The organism is Pseudomonas fluorescens (assembly GCF_012974785.1).
In the GTDB taxonomy this organism is placed as follows: domain Bacteria; phylum Pseudomonadota; class Gammaproteobacteria; order Pseudomonadales; family Pseudomonadaceae; genus Aquipseudomonas; species Aquipseudomonas fluorescens_BT.
This window is the reverse complement of the sequence record NZ_CP027561.1, coordinates 5,766,892-5,781,073: the sequence shown is the minus strand read 5'-3', so window position 1 is coordinate 5,781,073 and position 14,182 is coordinate 5,766,892. Positions and strand designations below refer to the sequence as shown.

The following is a 14,182-nucleotide window of genomic DNA, read 5'->3' as shown; positions in this document are numbered from 1 at the left end:
GAAATCCCCATGTTGCATATCTTCTGTCCTCACTGCGGCGAACTGCGCTCCGAAGAGGAATTCCACGCATCCGGCCAGGCGCACATTCCGCGTCCGCTGGATCCGAACAGCTGCACCGACGAGGAGTGGGGCGACTACATGTTCTTCCGCGACAACCCTCGCGGTCTGCACCACGAGTTGTGGGATCACGTCGCCGGTTGCCGCCAGTACTTCAACGTCACCCGCGACACCGTGACCTACGAGATTCTCGAAACCTACAAGATCGGCACCAAGCCGCAATTCACCGACAAGGCTGACCCTGCGAAAACAGCCACGACGGCGCTGGGAGAGAAGGTATGAGCCAGACCAATCGCCTGTCCAACGGTGGACGGATCGACCGCAATAAAGTGCTGAGCTTCACCTTCAACGGTCAGAGCTACAAAGGCTTCGAGGGTGACTCGCTGGCGTCGGCGCTGATCGCCAACGGCGTCGACATCATCGGCCGCAGCTTCAAGTATTCGCGCCCTCGCGGCATCTTCGCCGCCGGCGCCGAAGAGCCGAACGCGGTGCTGCAGATCGGTGCGACCGAAGCTACCCAGATCCCGAACGTGCGCGCCACGCAACAGGCGCTGTATCAAGGCCTGGTCGCCACCAGCACCAACGGCTGGCCGAGCGTCAACAACGACATGATGGGGATTCTCGGCAAGGTCGGCGGCAAGCTGATGCCGCCGGGCTTCTACTACAAAACCTTCATGTACCCGCAATCGTTCTGGATGACCTACGAGAAGTACATTCGCAAGGCTGCCGGGCTGGGGCGTTCGCCGACCGAGGTCGATCCGGACACCTACGACTACATGAACCAGCATTGCGACGTGCTGATCGTCGGCGCCGGCCCGGCCGGTCTGGCCGCTGCCCTGGCGGCTGCGCGCAGCGGTGCCCGGGTGATCATCGCCGATGAACAGGAAGAGTTCGGTGGCAGCCTGCTCGATTCCCGCGAAAGCCTCGATGGCAAGCCTGCGATGGAGTGGGTCGCCAGTGTCGTCGCCGAATTGAAGAACACCCCGGACGTGTTGCTGTTGCCACGCGCCACGGTCAACGGTTACCACGACCACAACTTCCTGACCATTCACGAACGCCTCACCGATCACCTCGGCGACCGTGCTCCGATCGGCCAGGTGCGTCAGCGCATCCACCGCGTCCGCGCCAAGCGTGTGGTGCTGGCGACCGGTGCTCACGAGCGTCCGCTGGTCTACGGCAACAACGACGTGCCGGGCAACATGCTCGCCGGTGCCGTCTCGACTTACGTGCGCCGTTACGGCGTGGCACCGGGCAAGAAGCTGGTGCTGTCGACCAACAACGATCACGCCTACCGCGTGGCGCTGGACTGGTTGGACGCCAGCCTGCAAGTGGTGGCCATCGCCGACGCTCGCAGCAATCCGCGCGGGGCACTGGTGGAAGAAGCCCGCGCCAAAGGCATTCGTATCCTCACCGGCAGCGCCGTGATCGAGGCCCGTGGCAGCAAGCGTGTGACCGCTGCCCGTGTGGCCGCCATCGATGTGAAAGGCCATGCCGTGACCAGTCCCGGCGAGTGGCTGGAATGCGATGTGATCGCCAGCTCCGGCGGCTACAGCCCGGTGGTGCACCTGGCGTCGCACCTGGGCGGCAAGCCGATCTGGCGCGAAGACATCCTCGGTTTCGTACCGGGCGAAGCACCGCAGAAACGCGTGTGCGTCGGTGGCATCAACGGCGTCTACGGTCTCGGCGATTCCCTGGCCGACGGTTTTGAAGGCGGCGTGCGCGCCGCGGCCGAAGCCGGTTTCCAGACCGTTGAAGGCGTGCTGCCGAAGGCCCTGAGCCGCCACGAAGAGCCGACGCTGGCGCTGTTCCAGGTTCCGCACGAGAAGGGCACTTCCCGGGCGCCGAAACAATTCGTCGACCTGCAGAACGACGTCACCGCGGCCGCCATCGAACTGGCGACCCGCGAAGGTTTCGAGTCGGTCGAGCACGTCAAACGCTACACCGCTCTGGGCTTCGGCACCGATCAGGGCAAGCTCGGCAACGTCAACGGCCTGGCGATTGCCGCCCGTTCGCTGAACGTGACCATCCCGCAGATGGGCACCACGATGTTCCGTCCGAACTACACGCCGGTCACTTTCGGCGCGGTAGCCGGTCGCCACTGCGGGCACATCTTCGAACCTGTGCGTTACACCGCACTGCATCAATGGCACCTGAAAAACGGTGCCGAGTTCGAAGACGTCGGGCAGTGGAAACGTCCGTGGTACTTCCCGAAAAACGGCGAAGACATGCACGCCGCCGTCAAACGCGAATGCAAGGCTGTGCGTGACAGCGTCGGCCTGCTGGACGCTTCGACCCTGGGCAAGATCGACATCCAGGGCCCGGATGCCCGCGAGTTCCTCAACCGCGTGTACACCAACGCCTGGACCAAGCTCGACGTGGGCAAGGCCCGTTACGGCCTGATGTGCAAGGAAGACGGCATGGTCTTCGACGACGGTGTGACGGCGTGTCTGGCCGACAACCATTTCGTCATGACCACCACCACCGGCGGCGCGGCTCGCGTCCTGCAGTGGCTGGAGCTGTACCACCAGACCGAATGGCCAGAGATGAAGGTCTACTTCACCTCCGTCACCGACCACTGGGCGACCATGACCCTGTCCGGCCCGAACAGCCGCAAGCTGCTCAGCGCCGTGACTGACATCGATCTGGCCAACGAAGCGTTCCCGTTCATGACCTGGAAAGAAGGTCTGGTCGGCGGTGTGCCGGCGCGGGTGTTCCGCATCTCGTTCACCGGTGAGCTGTCGTACGAAGTCAACGTCCAGGCCGACTACGCGATGGGTGTTTTGGAGAAGATTGTCGAGGCGGGGAAGGCGTTCAACCTGACGCCATATGGCACCGAAACCATGCACGTGCTGCGGGCCGAGAAGGGCTTCATCATCGTCGGCCAGGACACCGACGGCTCGATGACCCCGGACGACCTGAACATGGGCTGGTGCGTCGGTCGCACCAAACCGTTCTCGTGGATCGGCCAGCGCGGCATGAACCGTGAAGACTGCGTGCGTGATCAGCGCAAGCAACTGGTGGGCCTGAAGCCGATCGATCCGACCAAATGGCTGCCGGAAGGTGCGCAGCTGGTGTTCAACACCAAGCAGTCGATCCCGATGACCATGGTCGGCCACGTGACCTCCAGCTACGCGCACAACTCCCTTGGCTATTCGTTTGCCATGGGCGTGGTGAAGGGGGGGCTCAAGCGCATGGGCGAGCGGGTGTTCGCGCCGCTGGCGGATGGCAGCGTGATCGAGGCGGAAATCGTTTCTTCGGTGTTCTTCGATCCGAAAGGCGATCGCCAGAACATCTAATTGATCGCTCCCGTGCCTGGCGCGGGAGCGACACCGAATTCAGGAAGGGTGCTTTATGACCGCAGCCAACGTTTACCAACAACGCCCGACCACCGGGGCCAAGGCCGAGTCGTCTCTGCATCATGCCGACCTCGCCAGCCTGGTCGGCAAGGGCCGCAAGAACGCCGGCGTGATCGTGCGTGAAAAGAAACTTCTCGGCCATCTGACCATTCGTGGCGACGGCCACGATGCCGCGTTCGCTGCCGGCGTGCACAAGGCCCTGGGCATCGAGTTGCCGGGTGCCCTGAGCGTGATCGTCAAAGGTGAAACCAGTCTGCAATGGATGGGCCCGGACGAGTGGCTGCTGATCGTGCCGAGCGGCGAAGAGTTCGCCGCCGAGCAGAAACTGCGCGAAGCGCTGGGCGATCTGCACATCGCAATCGTCAACGTCAGCGGCGGCCAGCAGTTGCTCGAACTGAGCGGCCCGAACGTGCGTCAGGTGCTGATGAAATCCACCAGCTACGACGTGCACCCGAACAACTTCCCGGTCGGCAAGGCTGTCGGCACGGTGTTCGCCAAGTCGCAGCTGATGATCCGCCACACCGCCGAAGACACCTGGGAACTGCTGATCCGTCGCAGCTTCTCGGATTACTGGTGGTTGTGGTTGCAGGATGCTTCGGCTGAGTACGGGCTTAGCGTTCAGGCCTGAAAGATCAAAAGCCACCCCCTCACCCCAACCCTCTCCCCCAGAGGGGAGAGGGGGAAAGGGAGCCGATCTCGGTTGTTCTTGCGATCTATATTCAACCGCGAACTTCAGGTCGATGTAGCTCTGCAGACACTTCGGTCAGTCCCCTCTCCCTCCGGGAGAGGGCTAGGGTGAGGGGAAACTCCCTGACACTCCGCACAAAGAACAGGAGTCACCGCACCATGAGCCGCGCCCCAGACACATGGATTCTGACCGCCGACTGCCCCAGCGTTCTCGGCACCGTGGACGCGGTGACGCGTTTTCTGTTCGAGCAGGGCTGTTACGTCACCGAGCACCACTCGTTCGATGACCGGCTCTCGGGCCGCTTTTTCATTCGTGTGGAATTCCGTCAGCCCGACGGTTTTGACGAGCAGTCCTTCCGCGCCGGCCTCGCCGAGCGTGGTCAGGCGTTCGGCATGATCTTCGAGCTGACCGCGCCGAACTACCGGCCAAAAGTGGTGATCATGGTCTCCAAGGCCGATCACTGCCTCAACGACTTGCTCTACCGCCAGCGCATCGGCCAGTTGTCGATGGACGTGGCGGCGGTGGTGTCGAACCATCCGGACCTCAAGCCGCTGGCCGACTGGCACCAGATTCCCTACTACCATTTCCCCCTCGACCCCAACGACAAACCGGCCCAGGAGCGGCAGGTGTGGCAGGTGATCGAGGAGGCCGGTGCCGAACTGGTGATTCTCGCCCGCTACATGCAGGTGCTGTCGCCGGAACTGTGCCGCAAGCTCGATGGCAAGGCGATCAACATTCACCACTCGCTGCTGCCGGGCTTCAAGGGTGCCAAGCCGTATCACCAGGCCTACAACAAGGGCGTGAAACTGGTAGGCGCCACCGCGCACTACATCAACAACGACCTGGACGAGGGGCCGATCATCGCCCAGGGCGTCGAGGCGGTGGATCACAGTCATTACCCCGAGGACCTGATCGCCAAGGGCCGCGACATCGAAGGCCTGACCCTGGCCCGGGCTGTCGGGTATCACATCGAGCGGAGGGTGTTTTTGAACGCCAATCGCACCGTCGTTCTTTAGATCGCCATCGCGAGCAGGCTCGCTCCCACAGGGTTTTGTGCTGATCACAGATCTCAGTGACACCAGAAATCAACCGTGGGAGCCAGCCTGCTGGCGATAAGGCCATAACAGGCAACACAAGAATCAGCATCTGTACCCGAGCACTTAACGCGCTGCCTGCCTGGGTGGCGCGGTTCCATAAAAACAACAGCGAGGTGAAAGCATGTCTGGCAATCGTGGTGTGGTGTATCTCGGCGCTGGCAAGGTCGAAGTACAGAAAATCGACTATCCGAAAATGCAGGATCCGCGCGGCAGGAAGATCGAGCACGGTGTCATCCTGCGTGTGGTTTCAACCAACATTTGCGGCTCCGACCAGCACATGGTGCGCGGCCGTACCACCGCCCAGGTCGGTCTGGTGCTGGGGCACGAGATCACCGGTGAAGTGATCGAGAAGGGCAGCGACGTCGAAAGCCTGAAAATCGGCGACCTGGTGTCCGTTCCGTTCAACGTGGCTTGCGGGCGCTGCCGTTCCTGCAAGGAGCAACACACCGGCGTCTGCCTGACCGTCAACCCGGCTCGCGCCGGCGGAGCCTACGGTTACGTCGACATGGGCGACTGGACCGGCGGCCAGGCCGAATACGTGCTGGTGCCGTACGCCGACTTCAACCTGCTGAAACTGCCGGACCGCGACAAGGCCATGGAGAAAATCCGTGACCTGACCTGCCTCTCCGACATCCTGCCGACCGGTTACCACGGCGCCGTTACCGCTGGCGTCGGTCCGGGCAGCACCGTGTACATTGCCGGCGCAGGTCCGGTCGGTCTGGCTGCTGCCGCTTCCGCCCGCTTGCTGGGCGCTGCGGTCGTGATCGTCGGTGATGTCAACACCATCCGCCTGGCCCACGCCAAGGCTCAGGGTTTTGAAATCGTCGACCTGTCGAAAGACACTCCGCTGCACGAACAGATCGCCGCGCTGCTGGGCGAGCCTGAAGTGGATTGTGCGGTGGACTGCGTCGGCTTCGAAGCCCGTGGTCATGGTCACGACGGCGTCAAATCCGAAGCCCCGGCCACCGTGCTCAACTCGCTGATGGGCGTGGTGCGCGTAGCCGGCAAGATCGGTATTCCGGGCCTGTACGTGACCGAAGATCCGGGTGCCGTGGACGCTGCCGCAAAAATGGGCAGCCTGAGCATCCGCTTCGGCCTCGGCTGGGCCAAATCCCACAGCTTCCACACAGGGCAAACCCCGGTGATGAAGTACAACCGCCAGCTGATGCAGGCGATCATGTGGGACCGCATCAACATCGCCGAAGTGGTGGGCGTGCAGGTCATCAGCCTCGACCAGGCGCCGGAAGGTTACGGCGAGTTCGATGCGGGTGTGCCGAAGAAGTTTGTGATTGATCCGCACAAGTTGTTCAGTGCGGCGTAAGTCGTAGCCAAAAAAAAGAGCAACCGGTTCGGTTGCTCTTTTTTAAACATCTAACTCACAATTTAACCGAGCATTTGCTGGCATCACCATCGGTGACTGCACACTCAAGGTTTTTATCCCAACCCGATCCAGTAGGCGTAATTGGAGTGCTTGACTCTAAAACAGTCGTGACGCCCAGACTGCCTTTACCATCATTCTGACAAATGAGCTTGTTTCCGCTTTTAATGCGTGCAGCTGTAAATACCGGATCTTCCGCGCCTCCGGAATCGGTCACGGAGACCTTTGGGCATTCCAGTGCATGAGCAGTGCTCAGCATTGCCAGGCAAGCCAGCGCACCCGCGAGAACTTTCAGTTTCATTGGTCGTACTCCGTTACGTAATTGGAGTTCAGATATTCCATTTCCCCTTCTAGATTTCCAACTGTCATAAATGACAGGTTTTTAGTTCTATTTGTAATGGTTGCTGCAGAGCTTAGAAGTAAATGAACTCAGGACGAAATGTTTTCCTGTGGTTGATGCAAGAAAACACAGCTTCTGTCTGGGGGAACATGCTGCCGCCAACTCGGTCAAACCGGCAGATTGAGCGCCTGTATCCGGCGCAATCCACGCCACAAGAGGATGTCTGAATGAAGATTTCACGCGGTTTTGCCCTGGCATCGCTCCTGACCCTGGCGGCAGGGCCGGTGTTTGCCGGTTTCAGTTTGAATGACGTGGCCGGTGCGGTATCGGGCATGCAGGGCGGCGACAAGGCCGCCGCCGCGGCGCCGACGTCGGAAACCGCCGGTCTGTTGAGTGCCTTGAGCGCGCTGAACGTCACGCCGCAGCAAGCGGTCGGCGGCACCAGTGCGATGTTGGGACTGGCGAAGAACCAGCTGAGCAACACGGACTATTCCGAACTGGCCAAGGAAGTGCCGGGCATCGACAAGCTGTCGGGCGGCGCAGGCAATCTGGCGGCGTTGAGCGGCTTGCTCGGCTCATCGGGCAAGTCCGCCGGACTGGAAAATGCGCTGGGCAACGTCAAGGACACCAATGACCTGAACAACGCCTTCGGTGCGTTGGGCATGGACAGCGGGATGGTCGGCCAGTTTGCCCCGATCCTGCTGCAATACCTCGGTCAGCAGGGTGTCGGCGGTTCGCTGCTGCAAAGCCTGGGCAGCATCTGGGGCACCGGCACCAACGGTTGACTCAGCGGCGCTCGCCCTTGAGTTCGGCGATACGCTGATCCTTGAGGGTCCAGAGCTGGTTGACCCAGTTCTGGACCTTTTCGCGAAACACCGGATCGTTTTCGTAATCGCCCTGCCACAGGGCCGGATCCAGCTCGCGGGTCTGGATGTCGATGATCACGCGTGGCACGTTGCCGCTGATCAGGTCCCAGAACCCCGGAATCTTCGGCTGTGGATAAACCACGGTCACATCGAGAATCGCGTCCAGTTGTTCGCCCATCGCCGCCAGTACAAACGCCACTCCGCCCGCCTTGGGCTTGAGCAGGTGGCTGAACGGTGACTGCTGCTGAGTGCTTTTGGCAGCGGTGTAACGCGTGCCTTCCAGATAATTCACCACCGTCACCGGCTGACGCTTGAACAACTCGCAGGCAGCCTTGGTGATTTCCAGATCCTTGCCCGCCAGCTCCGGGTGCTTCGCCAGGAACGCCTTGGTGTAGCGCTTCATGAACGGGTAATCCAGCGCCCACCAGGCCAGGCCCAGGAACGGTACCCAGATCAGTTCCTTCTTGAGGAAGAACTTGAAAAACGGTGTGCGCCGGTTGAGGGTCTGGATCAGTGCCGGGATATCGACCCACGACTGATGGTTGCTGATCACCAGATACGACGTGTCGCCACGCAGATCATCGCCGCCCCGGATGTCCCATTGCGTCGGGATGCACAGGCGGAAGATCAGTTTGTCGATTTCCGCCCAGGTTTCGGCGATCCACATCACCGCCCACGAGGCGTAATCGCGAAAGCGTCCCGGCAGGATCAGCTTGAGCAGGGCGAACACCATCAGCGGGCCGAAGAGCACGAGGGTGTTGGACAACAGCAGCAGGGTGACGAGACAGCCGGTGAGCAGGCGGCGCATAAGCAACTCTATGAAAGCGGATGGGCGCGCCATGATAAGTGGCTTCGGCTGACAGGCCAAATCGGCGGTGACGAATGTTTCACCTTTGGCGCGTTAGCCTTGCGGGAACGATCAAGCGAACAGCGGTCTAAAATCTCGCGTCAGACGCCCCCATTTCCGAAGGAAGCCCATTACGTGAAATCCCTCCTTGCATTGCTTTCCCTCGTTGCCCTGCCGGTGCTGGCCGCCGAGCCGACCCTGTACGGGCGCTACGAATACATCGCGCTGCCGGAAATCGGCGGGCAAGTGCTCAAGGCGAAAATGGACACCGGCGCGCTGACCGCCTCGCTGTCGGCCAAGGACATCGAGACGTTCAAGCGCGACGGCGAAGACTGGGTGCGTTTCCGCCTGGCCACCAAGGACGCCAGCAACAAGGTGTACGAGCACAAGGTTGCGCGGATCAGCAAGATCAAGAGTCGCTCGGATGAAGAAGACGAGGGCGAAAGCACCGAAGTGGCCAAGCGCCCGGTGGTCGATCTGGAGCTGTGCCTGGGCGACGTCAAGCGTACCGTGGAGGTCAACCTGACCGACCGCAGCAACTTCAACTACCCGTTGCTGATCGGTGCCAAGGCCCTGCGCGAGTTCGGCGCGGCGGTGAACCCGGCGCGGCGCTTCACGGCCGACAAGCCGGACTGCTAGTCGAGCGTCGAGTCTCGCAAATGCTGTTCCTTTTTGACGGTGTCTGTTGCCGTCATGCTGCGTTGCCGCTCCTTGCCATAGCGGGCTATGACTCGTCGCGGCGCCTTGCCTGACGACAACAGCCACTCGTCAAAAAAGAAACGCATTTGTGAGACGCGACGCTGGTGGTCTCATTGACGTAACGCCGGGCTTGGGGCACCGTTCGCGCACTTAATCCACAGGCTCGGACGCCATGCCTCATATCCTGATTGTCGAAGACGAAGCGGCGATTGCCGACACGCTGATTTTTGCCTTGCAGGGCGAGGGCTTCACCACGACCTGGCTGAGTCTCGGTGCGGCGGCGCTTGAGCATCAGCGCCAGACGCCGGCGGATCTGATCATCCTCGACATCGGCCTGCCGGACATCAGCGGTTTCGAAACCTGCAAGCAGTTGCGTCGTTTCAGCGAAGTGCCGGTGCTGTTCCTCAGCGCCCGGGATGCCGAGATCGATCGCGTGGTAGGACTGGAAATCGGCGCCGACGATTACGTGGTCAAGCCGTTCAGTCCACGGGAAGTGGCCGCGCGGGTCCGGGCGATTCTCAAACGCATGGCGCCCCATGCGCCGGTCGACGCCTGGTCGGGGATGTTTCGCATTGATCCCGAGCGCGTGCAGATCAGCTATCGCGGTCAGCCCTTGAGCCTGACCCGCCACGAATTCCGTCTGCTGCAATGCCTGCTCGAACAACCCGAGCGGGTGTTCAGCCGCGAGCAACTGCTCGATGCGCTGGGCGTGGCGGCGGATGCTGGTTACGAGCGCAGCATCGACAGCCACATCAAAAGCGTGCGCGCCAAATTACGTCTGGTGCGCGCCGAAGCCGAGCCGATCCAGACCCATCGCGGCCTCGGCTACAGCTACAGCCCGGGACACAGCTGATGCCGCTGGGGCTGCGGATCTTTCTGGTCTACGTGCTGTTCATCGGCCTGACCGGTTATTTCGTGCTCAACACCGTAATGGAGGAAATCCGTCCCGGCGTGCGCCAGTCCACCGAGGAGACCCTGGTCGATACCGCCAACCTGATGGCGGAAATCCTCAAGGACGACTTCAAGGCCGGCACCCTCAGCCAGAATCGCTGGCCCGAGCTGCTCCGGGCTTATGGCGAACGCCAGCCGAAAGCGACGATCTGGGGGCTGCCGAAAAACCAGGTCAACCACCGCATCTACGTCACCGACGCCAAGGGCATTGTGGTGCTGGATTCCAGCGGTCTGGCGGTCGGTCAGGACTACTCGCGCTGGAACGACGTCTACCTGACCCTGCGCGGTGAATACGGCGCGCGCTCCAGCCGCAGCGATCCGAATGATCCGAATTCTTCGGTCATGCACGTCGGTGCGCCGATTCGCGATGAGGGCAAGATCATCGGCGTGGTCACCGTGGCCAAGCCCAACAGTTCGTTGCAACCTTACGTCGACCGTACCGAGCGCCGCCTGCTGGCTTACGGCGCCGGGCTGATCGTCCTGGGCCTGCTGTTGGGTGCGCTTCTGTCGTGGTGGTTGAGCCGGGCGCTGCACCGCTTGACCGGTTATGCCCAGGCAGTCAGCGAAGGGCGTCGGGTGCAAGTGCCGCATTATCGCGGCGGCGAGCTGGAACAATTGGCGAGTGCCGTGGAGCAAATGCGCACCCAGCTTGAAGGCAAGGCCTATGTCGAACGCTACGTCCATACGCTGACCCACGAATTGAAAAGCCCGCTGGCGGCGATTCGTGGTGCCGCCGAACTGTTGCAGGGCGAAATGCCGTTGGCGCAACGCCAGCGTTTCGTCGGCAATATCGATCGTGAAAGCGCACGGATGCAGCAGTTGATCGAACGCCTGCTGAACCTGGCGCAGGTCGAGCAGCGGCAAGGTCTTGAAGAGCGCGTCGCGGTGCCGCTGGCGACATTGATGGCGCAAACACTGCAAGCGCAGATGGCCCGGATCGAAAGCCGTCGGTTGCGGGTCGAGCAAGTCGTCGAAGCGGATCTATCGGTGATCGGCGAGCCTTTCCTGCTACGACAGGCCCTGGGCAATCTGCTGGAAAACGCGCTCGACTTCACCCCTGAACAAGGTTTGCTGCGCTTCAGCGCCGAGCGGGCCGGTGAGCAGGTCGTGTGTTGCCTGTTCAACGAAACCGCGCCGATTCCCGACTACGCTCTGCCGCGTCTGACCGAGCGTTTCTACTCGCTGCCACGCCCGGACAGCGGGCGTAAAAGTACAGGGCTTGGGCTGAACTTCGTCGAAGAAGTGGTCAAGTTGCATGGCGGCTCGATGCACATCGCCAACGTGGCGGATGGCGTGCGGGTGTGTCTGCGTCTGCCTTGACCGTCAAACAATCAGGATGCTTTTGGCACTTCTGCGACCCTGGCTCCGTTTCTGCGGCGTGCCCATTGCAGGGCCGGTTTCTCGATCCACCGCCAGGACACGCTGGCCAGAACCATCACGATGAGGGCTGACACCAGCATTGACGGGATGAACGCCAGCGAAGTCTTGTTGATCACCAGTTGTTGAACAGGGAACGCGTAAAGATAGAGGCCGTAAGAGATGTCGAAGCGCCCCCGGATGGTGTGATCGACATATGAAAGGCCCAGGCTCAGTGTCGCAAGAGCCATGCACAGTGTGGAGACCACACCGGTCAGCGGGGTTCCCGCGACGGCAACCATCAGGCCGGCGCAGGCCGCCAGTATGGTCAGTCTGCGGCGTGTCGAGCAAAAGACACGGGTGCAGAACGCCCCTAGCGATCCAGTGAAAAACGCTATACCGGCGCAGCCATACACGGCCAGCTTCTGTGTCAGGGCGCTCGGCGTGCTGTTTCCCAGTACATAGGTTGCAATGCAAAACATCATCAGCAAAGCGGCGGGCATCATGGCCCGGCGAAACAGACTCAGCGCGCCCGCCACCAGAATGTAAAAGGCGAATTCGATCTTCAGCGTCCACAGGCTGCCGTTGAAAGACTCGCTGAAGATAAAGCCTTCGGTAATTTCATCGATTGCCGCGCGGCCGAACAACGAGATGCGCAGGAAGTCGATCAGTGCCGAAGGGCGTGTGATGTACCCCTGCGCAAATATCCCTCCCGCCACAAACGTCATGACGAAGGCGCAGGCAATCAGCGCCGGGAAAATTCGCGCGACACGTTTGGCCAGGTAGTCGGCGAAATTTCTGGCATTGAGAAAGCTGTGGGTAATCAACAGACCGGAGATCGCGAAGAAGGCAATGACGGCCATTCCACCCAATGAGTTGTAGCCGGCGATGCCCGGTTCTTCCTGACCCCAAAGTGCGAAGTGGTGACTGACCAGCACCATCAGTGCCGCAAAATGCCTGATCAAGTCGAATGAGTTGTTTCTCAACGGAATAATCCTTGTCCAAATCCTGTCCCGAATAACGTGTAGCGATCCTGCACTCGATAATGGGAAAAGCGTTTTACAGGGTTTTCCACACAAAGCCCACAGAACCTCCATCACAAACCCACACAGCATTTGCAGACTTGCTCCATTCCAAACAAGGGAGCGTTCTGATGAACCGAAATCTGACTTTCAAGCTCGGGGCCATTGCCCTGCTGATCCTGGTACTGCTGGTCCCGCTGCTGATGATCGACGGCATCATCGATGATCGCCAGCAACGGCGTGACGGTGTGCTTGAAGACATTGCCCGCAGTTCCAGCTACAGCCAGCAGATCAGTGGGCCGGTGATGGTGGTGCCGTACCGCAAGGTGGTACGCACCTGGAAGACCAAAGAGAAGAGTGACGAGCGTTATCAGGAAATCAGCGAAGAACGTGGCCGCCTGTACTTCCTGCCGGAGCGCTTCGAACTCGACGGCCAGGTGCAGACCGAACTGCGTGCCCGTGGGATCTACGAGGCGCGGCTGTTCCATGCCGACAACCGCATCAGCGGGCATTTTTCGCTACCGGCGCAGTTGGGGATCAAGGAAGACTTCGTCGATTACAAATTCGATGCGCCGTTTCTGGCAATCGGCATCAGTGATATTCGAGGCATTGAAAATGCCCTGAAACTGGAACTCGGTTCGCAACGCCTGGACTTTGTGCCCGGCACGCAAGTGGGCTGGCTCGGCGAAGGTGTTCGGGCGACGTTGCCTGCACTCGATACCACTCAGGTCACGGAACTGGCCTTCGGCTTCGATCTGCGCCTGCAAGGTACCGGTTCGCTGCAGGTGCTGCCGGTGGGCAAGACCAGCCGCGTGAACCTCGCTGCCAACTGGCCGCACCCAAGCTTCATCGGCAACTTCCTGCCGGCCAAGCGCGAGATCACCGATCAGGGTTTCACCGCCGATTGGCAGACCTCGTTTTTCTCCACCAATTTGCAAGAAGCCATGAACCGTTGCGTGTCGGGCAATGATTGCGAGGCGTTCAACGGGCGCAGTTTCGGCGTGAGCTTCATCGATCCGGTGGATCAATACCTGAAGAGCGACCGGGCGATCAAATATGCGCTGCTGTTCATCGTCCTGACATTCGCCGGTTTCTTCCTGTTCGAAGTGCTGAAAAGCCTGGCGGTGCACCCGGTGCAATACGCGCTGGTGGGTGTGGCGCTGGCGTTCTTTTATCTGCTGCTTTTGTCGTTGTCCGAGCACATCGGTTTTGCTCTCGCGTATCTGTTGTCGGCCAGCGGTTGCGTGGTGTTGATCGGGTTTTATGTCTGCCACGTGCTGCGCAGCGTGCGCCACGGCTTGAGTTTTTCGGCGGGGCTGGCGGCGTTGTACGGTTTGCTCTACGGCTTGCTGAGCGCCGAGGATTACGCGCTGCTGATGGGTTCGCTGCTGCTGTTCGGTCTGCTCGGTGTGTTCATGGTGCTGACCCGCAATCTGGACTGGTACGGGATCGGGCAGAAACCGGCCAAACCGCTGGAATTCGATATCGGAGCGGTGCAATGAGTCGGTTCGTGGGGCTGCGTGAG

The 14,182-nt window shown here is 60.9% G+C and carries 13 protein-coding genes; 10 read left to right on the top strand and 3 right to left on the bottom strand.

Features of this window, described 5'->3' with window-relative positions; genetic code table 11:
• The first annotated feature begins 9 nt into the window (after positions 1–9).
• The 5 genes from C6Y56_RS26400 to fdhA all read left to right on the top strand — a co-directional run bounded on the left by C6Y56_RS26400 (position 10) and on the right by fdhA (position 6,519).
• Positions 10–339, top strand: coding sequence for a sarcosine oxidase subunit delta (locus C6Y56_RS26400; RefSeq protein ID WP_169432215.1), 330 nt, complete (start codon positions 10–12; stop codon positions 337–339).
• Positions 336–3,353, top strand: coding sequence for a sarcosine oxidase subunit alpha (locus tag C6Y56_RS26395; protein ID WP_169432214.1), 3,018 nt, complete (start codon positions 336–338; stop codon positions 3,351–3,353). The genes C6Y56_RS26400 and C6Y56_RS26395 overlap by 4 nt, the downstream gene beginning before the upstream one ends.
• A 55-nt stretch (positions 3,354–3,408) precedes the next feature.
• Positions 3,409–4,041, top strand: coding sequence for a sarcosine oxidase subunit gamma (locus C6Y56_RS26390; protein WP_169432213.1), 633 nt, complete (start codon positions 3,409–3,411; stop codon positions 4,039–4,041).
• A 218-nt stretch (positions 4,042–4,259) separates the two neighbouring features.
• A complete protein-coding gene (purU, locus tag C6Y56_RS26385) occupies positions 4,260–5,117 on the top strand; it encodes a formyltetrahydrofolate deformylase (protein WP_007959808.1) in 858 nt (285 codons plus the stop codon).
• Positions 5,118–5,319: 202 nt separating this feature from the next.
• The gene (gene fdhA / locus C6Y56_RS26380) at positions 5,320–6,519 is read left to right on the top strand and encodes a formaldehyde dehydrogenase, glutathione-independent (RefSeq protein WP_011336270.1); all 1,200 of its coding nucleotides are present in this window, start codon (positions 5,320–5,322) and stop codon (positions 6,517–6,519) included.
• Positions 6,520–6,574: 55 nt separating this feature from the next.
• On the opposite strand, the gene C6Y56_RS26375 is transcribed toward fdhA, so the two are convergent.
• A complete protein-coding gene (locus C6Y56_RS26375; protein ID WP_074692150.1) occupies positions 6,575–6,877 on the bottom strand; it encodes a hypothetical protein in 303 nt (100 codons plus the stop codon).
• A gap of 266 nt (positions 6,878–7,143) precedes the next feature.
• On the opposite strand from C6Y56_RS26375, the gene C6Y56_RS26370 reads away from it, so the two are divergent.
• On the top strand, positions 7,144–7,701 hold the full coding sequence (locus C6Y56_RS26370; protein WP_011336267.1) for a DUF2780 domain-containing protein: 558 nt from the start codon (positions 7,144–7,146) through the stop codon (positions 7,699–7,701).
• A gap of 1 nt (position 7,702) precedes the next feature.
• Here the strand turns inward: C6Y56_RS26370 and C6Y56_RS26365 are convergent, their stop codons facing one another.
• Positions 7,703–8,590 (bottom strand): acyltransferase, encoded by an 888-nt coding sequence (locus tag C6Y56_RS26365; protein ID WP_169432212.1) that lies wholly within the window; start codon positions 8,588–8,590, stop codon positions 7,703–7,705.
• A 174-nt stretch (positions 8,591–8,764) separates the two neighbouring features.
• Between C6Y56_RS26365 and C6Y56_RS26360 the strand changes: the two genes are divergently transcribed.
• The 3 genes from C6Y56_RS26360 to creC all read left to right on the top strand — a co-directional run bounded on the left by C6Y56_RS26360 (position 8,765) and on the right by creC (position 11,599).
• On the top strand, positions 8,765–9,268 hold the full coding sequence (locus C6Y56_RS26360) for an ATP-dependent zinc protease family protein (RefSeq protein WP_169432211.1): 504 nt from the start codon (positions 8,765–8,767) through the stop codon (positions 9,266–9,268).
• A 232-nt stretch (positions 9,269–9,500) separates the two neighbouring features.
• Positions 9,501–10,181, top strand: coding sequence for a two-component system response regulator CreB (gene creB, locus C6Y56_RS26355; protein ID WP_169432210.1), 681 nt, complete (start codon positions 9,501–9,503; stop codon positions 10,179–10,181).
• Entirely contained in the window at positions 10,181–11,599 is a 1,419-nt protein-coding gene (gene creC, locus C6Y56_RS26350; RefSeq protein ID WP_169432209.1) for a two-component system sensor histidine kinase CreC, read from the top strand. The genes creB and creC overlap by 1 nt, the downstream gene beginning before the upstream one ends.
• An 11-nt stretch (positions 11,600–11,610) precedes the next feature.
• On the opposite strand, the gene C6Y56_RS26345 is transcribed toward creC, so the two are convergent.
• Positions 11,611–12,621, bottom strand: a complete 1,011-nt coding sequence (locus C6Y56_RS26345) for an acyltransferase family protein (RefSeq protein WP_169432208.1) — start codon at positions 12,619–12,621, stop codon at positions 11,611–11,613.
• Positions 12,622–12,788: 167 nt separating this feature from the next.
• Here C6Y56_RS26345 and creD point away from each other — a divergent pair, with 167 nt between their 5' ends.
• Entirely contained in the window at positions 12,789–14,159 is a 1,371-nt protein-coding gene (gene creD / locus C6Y56_RS26340; protein ID WP_169432207.1) for a cell envelope integrity protein CreD, read from the top strand.
• Positions 14,160–14,182: the final 23 nt, after the last annotated feature.

Bases quoted from the DNA above. Each gene is read 5' to 3' on its own strand.
- C6Y56_RS26400 (WP_169432215.1), top strand. From the start codon at position 10: ATGTTGCATATCTTCTGTCCTCACTGCGGCGAACTGCGCTCCGAAGAG.
- C6Y56_RS26395 (WP_169432214.1), top strand. From the start codon at position 336: ATGAGCCAGACCAATCGCCTGTCCAACGGTGGACGGATCGACCGCAAT.
- C6Y56_RS26390 (WP_169432213.1), top strand. From the start codon at position 3,409: ATGACCGCAGCCAACGTTTACCAACAACGCCCGACCACCGGGGCCAAG.
- purU (WP_007959808.1), top strand. From the start codon at position 4,260: ATGAGCCGCGCCCCAGACACATGGATTCTGACCGCCGACTGCCCCAGC.
- fdhA (WP_011336270.1), top strand. From the start codon at position 5,320: ATGTCTGGCAATCGTGGTGTGGTGTATCTCGGCGCTGGCAAGGTCGAA.
- C6Y56_RS26375 (WP_074692150.1), bottom strand. From the start codon at position 6,877: ATGAAACTGAAAGTTCTCGCGGGTGCGCTGGCTTGCCTGGCAATGCTG.
- C6Y56_RS26370 (WP_011336267.1), top strand. From the start codon at position 7,144: ATGAAGATTTCACGCGGTTTTGCCCTGGCATCGCTCCTGACCCTGGCG.
- C6Y56_RS26365 (WP_169432212.1), bottom strand. From the start codon at position 8,590: ATGCGCCGCCTGCTCACCGGCTGTCTCGTCACCCTGCTGCTGTTGTCC.
- creB (WP_169432210.1), top strand. From the start codon at position 9,501: ATGCCTCATATCCTGATTGTCGAAGACGAAGCGGCGATTGCCGACACG.
- creC (WP_169432209.1), top strand. From the start codon at position 10,181: ATGCCGCTGGGGCTGCGGATCTTTCTGGTCTACGTGCTGTTCATCGGC.
- creD (WP_169432207.1), top strand. From the start codon at position 12,789: ATGAACCGAAATCTGACTTTCAAGCTCGGGGCCATTGCCCTGCTGATC.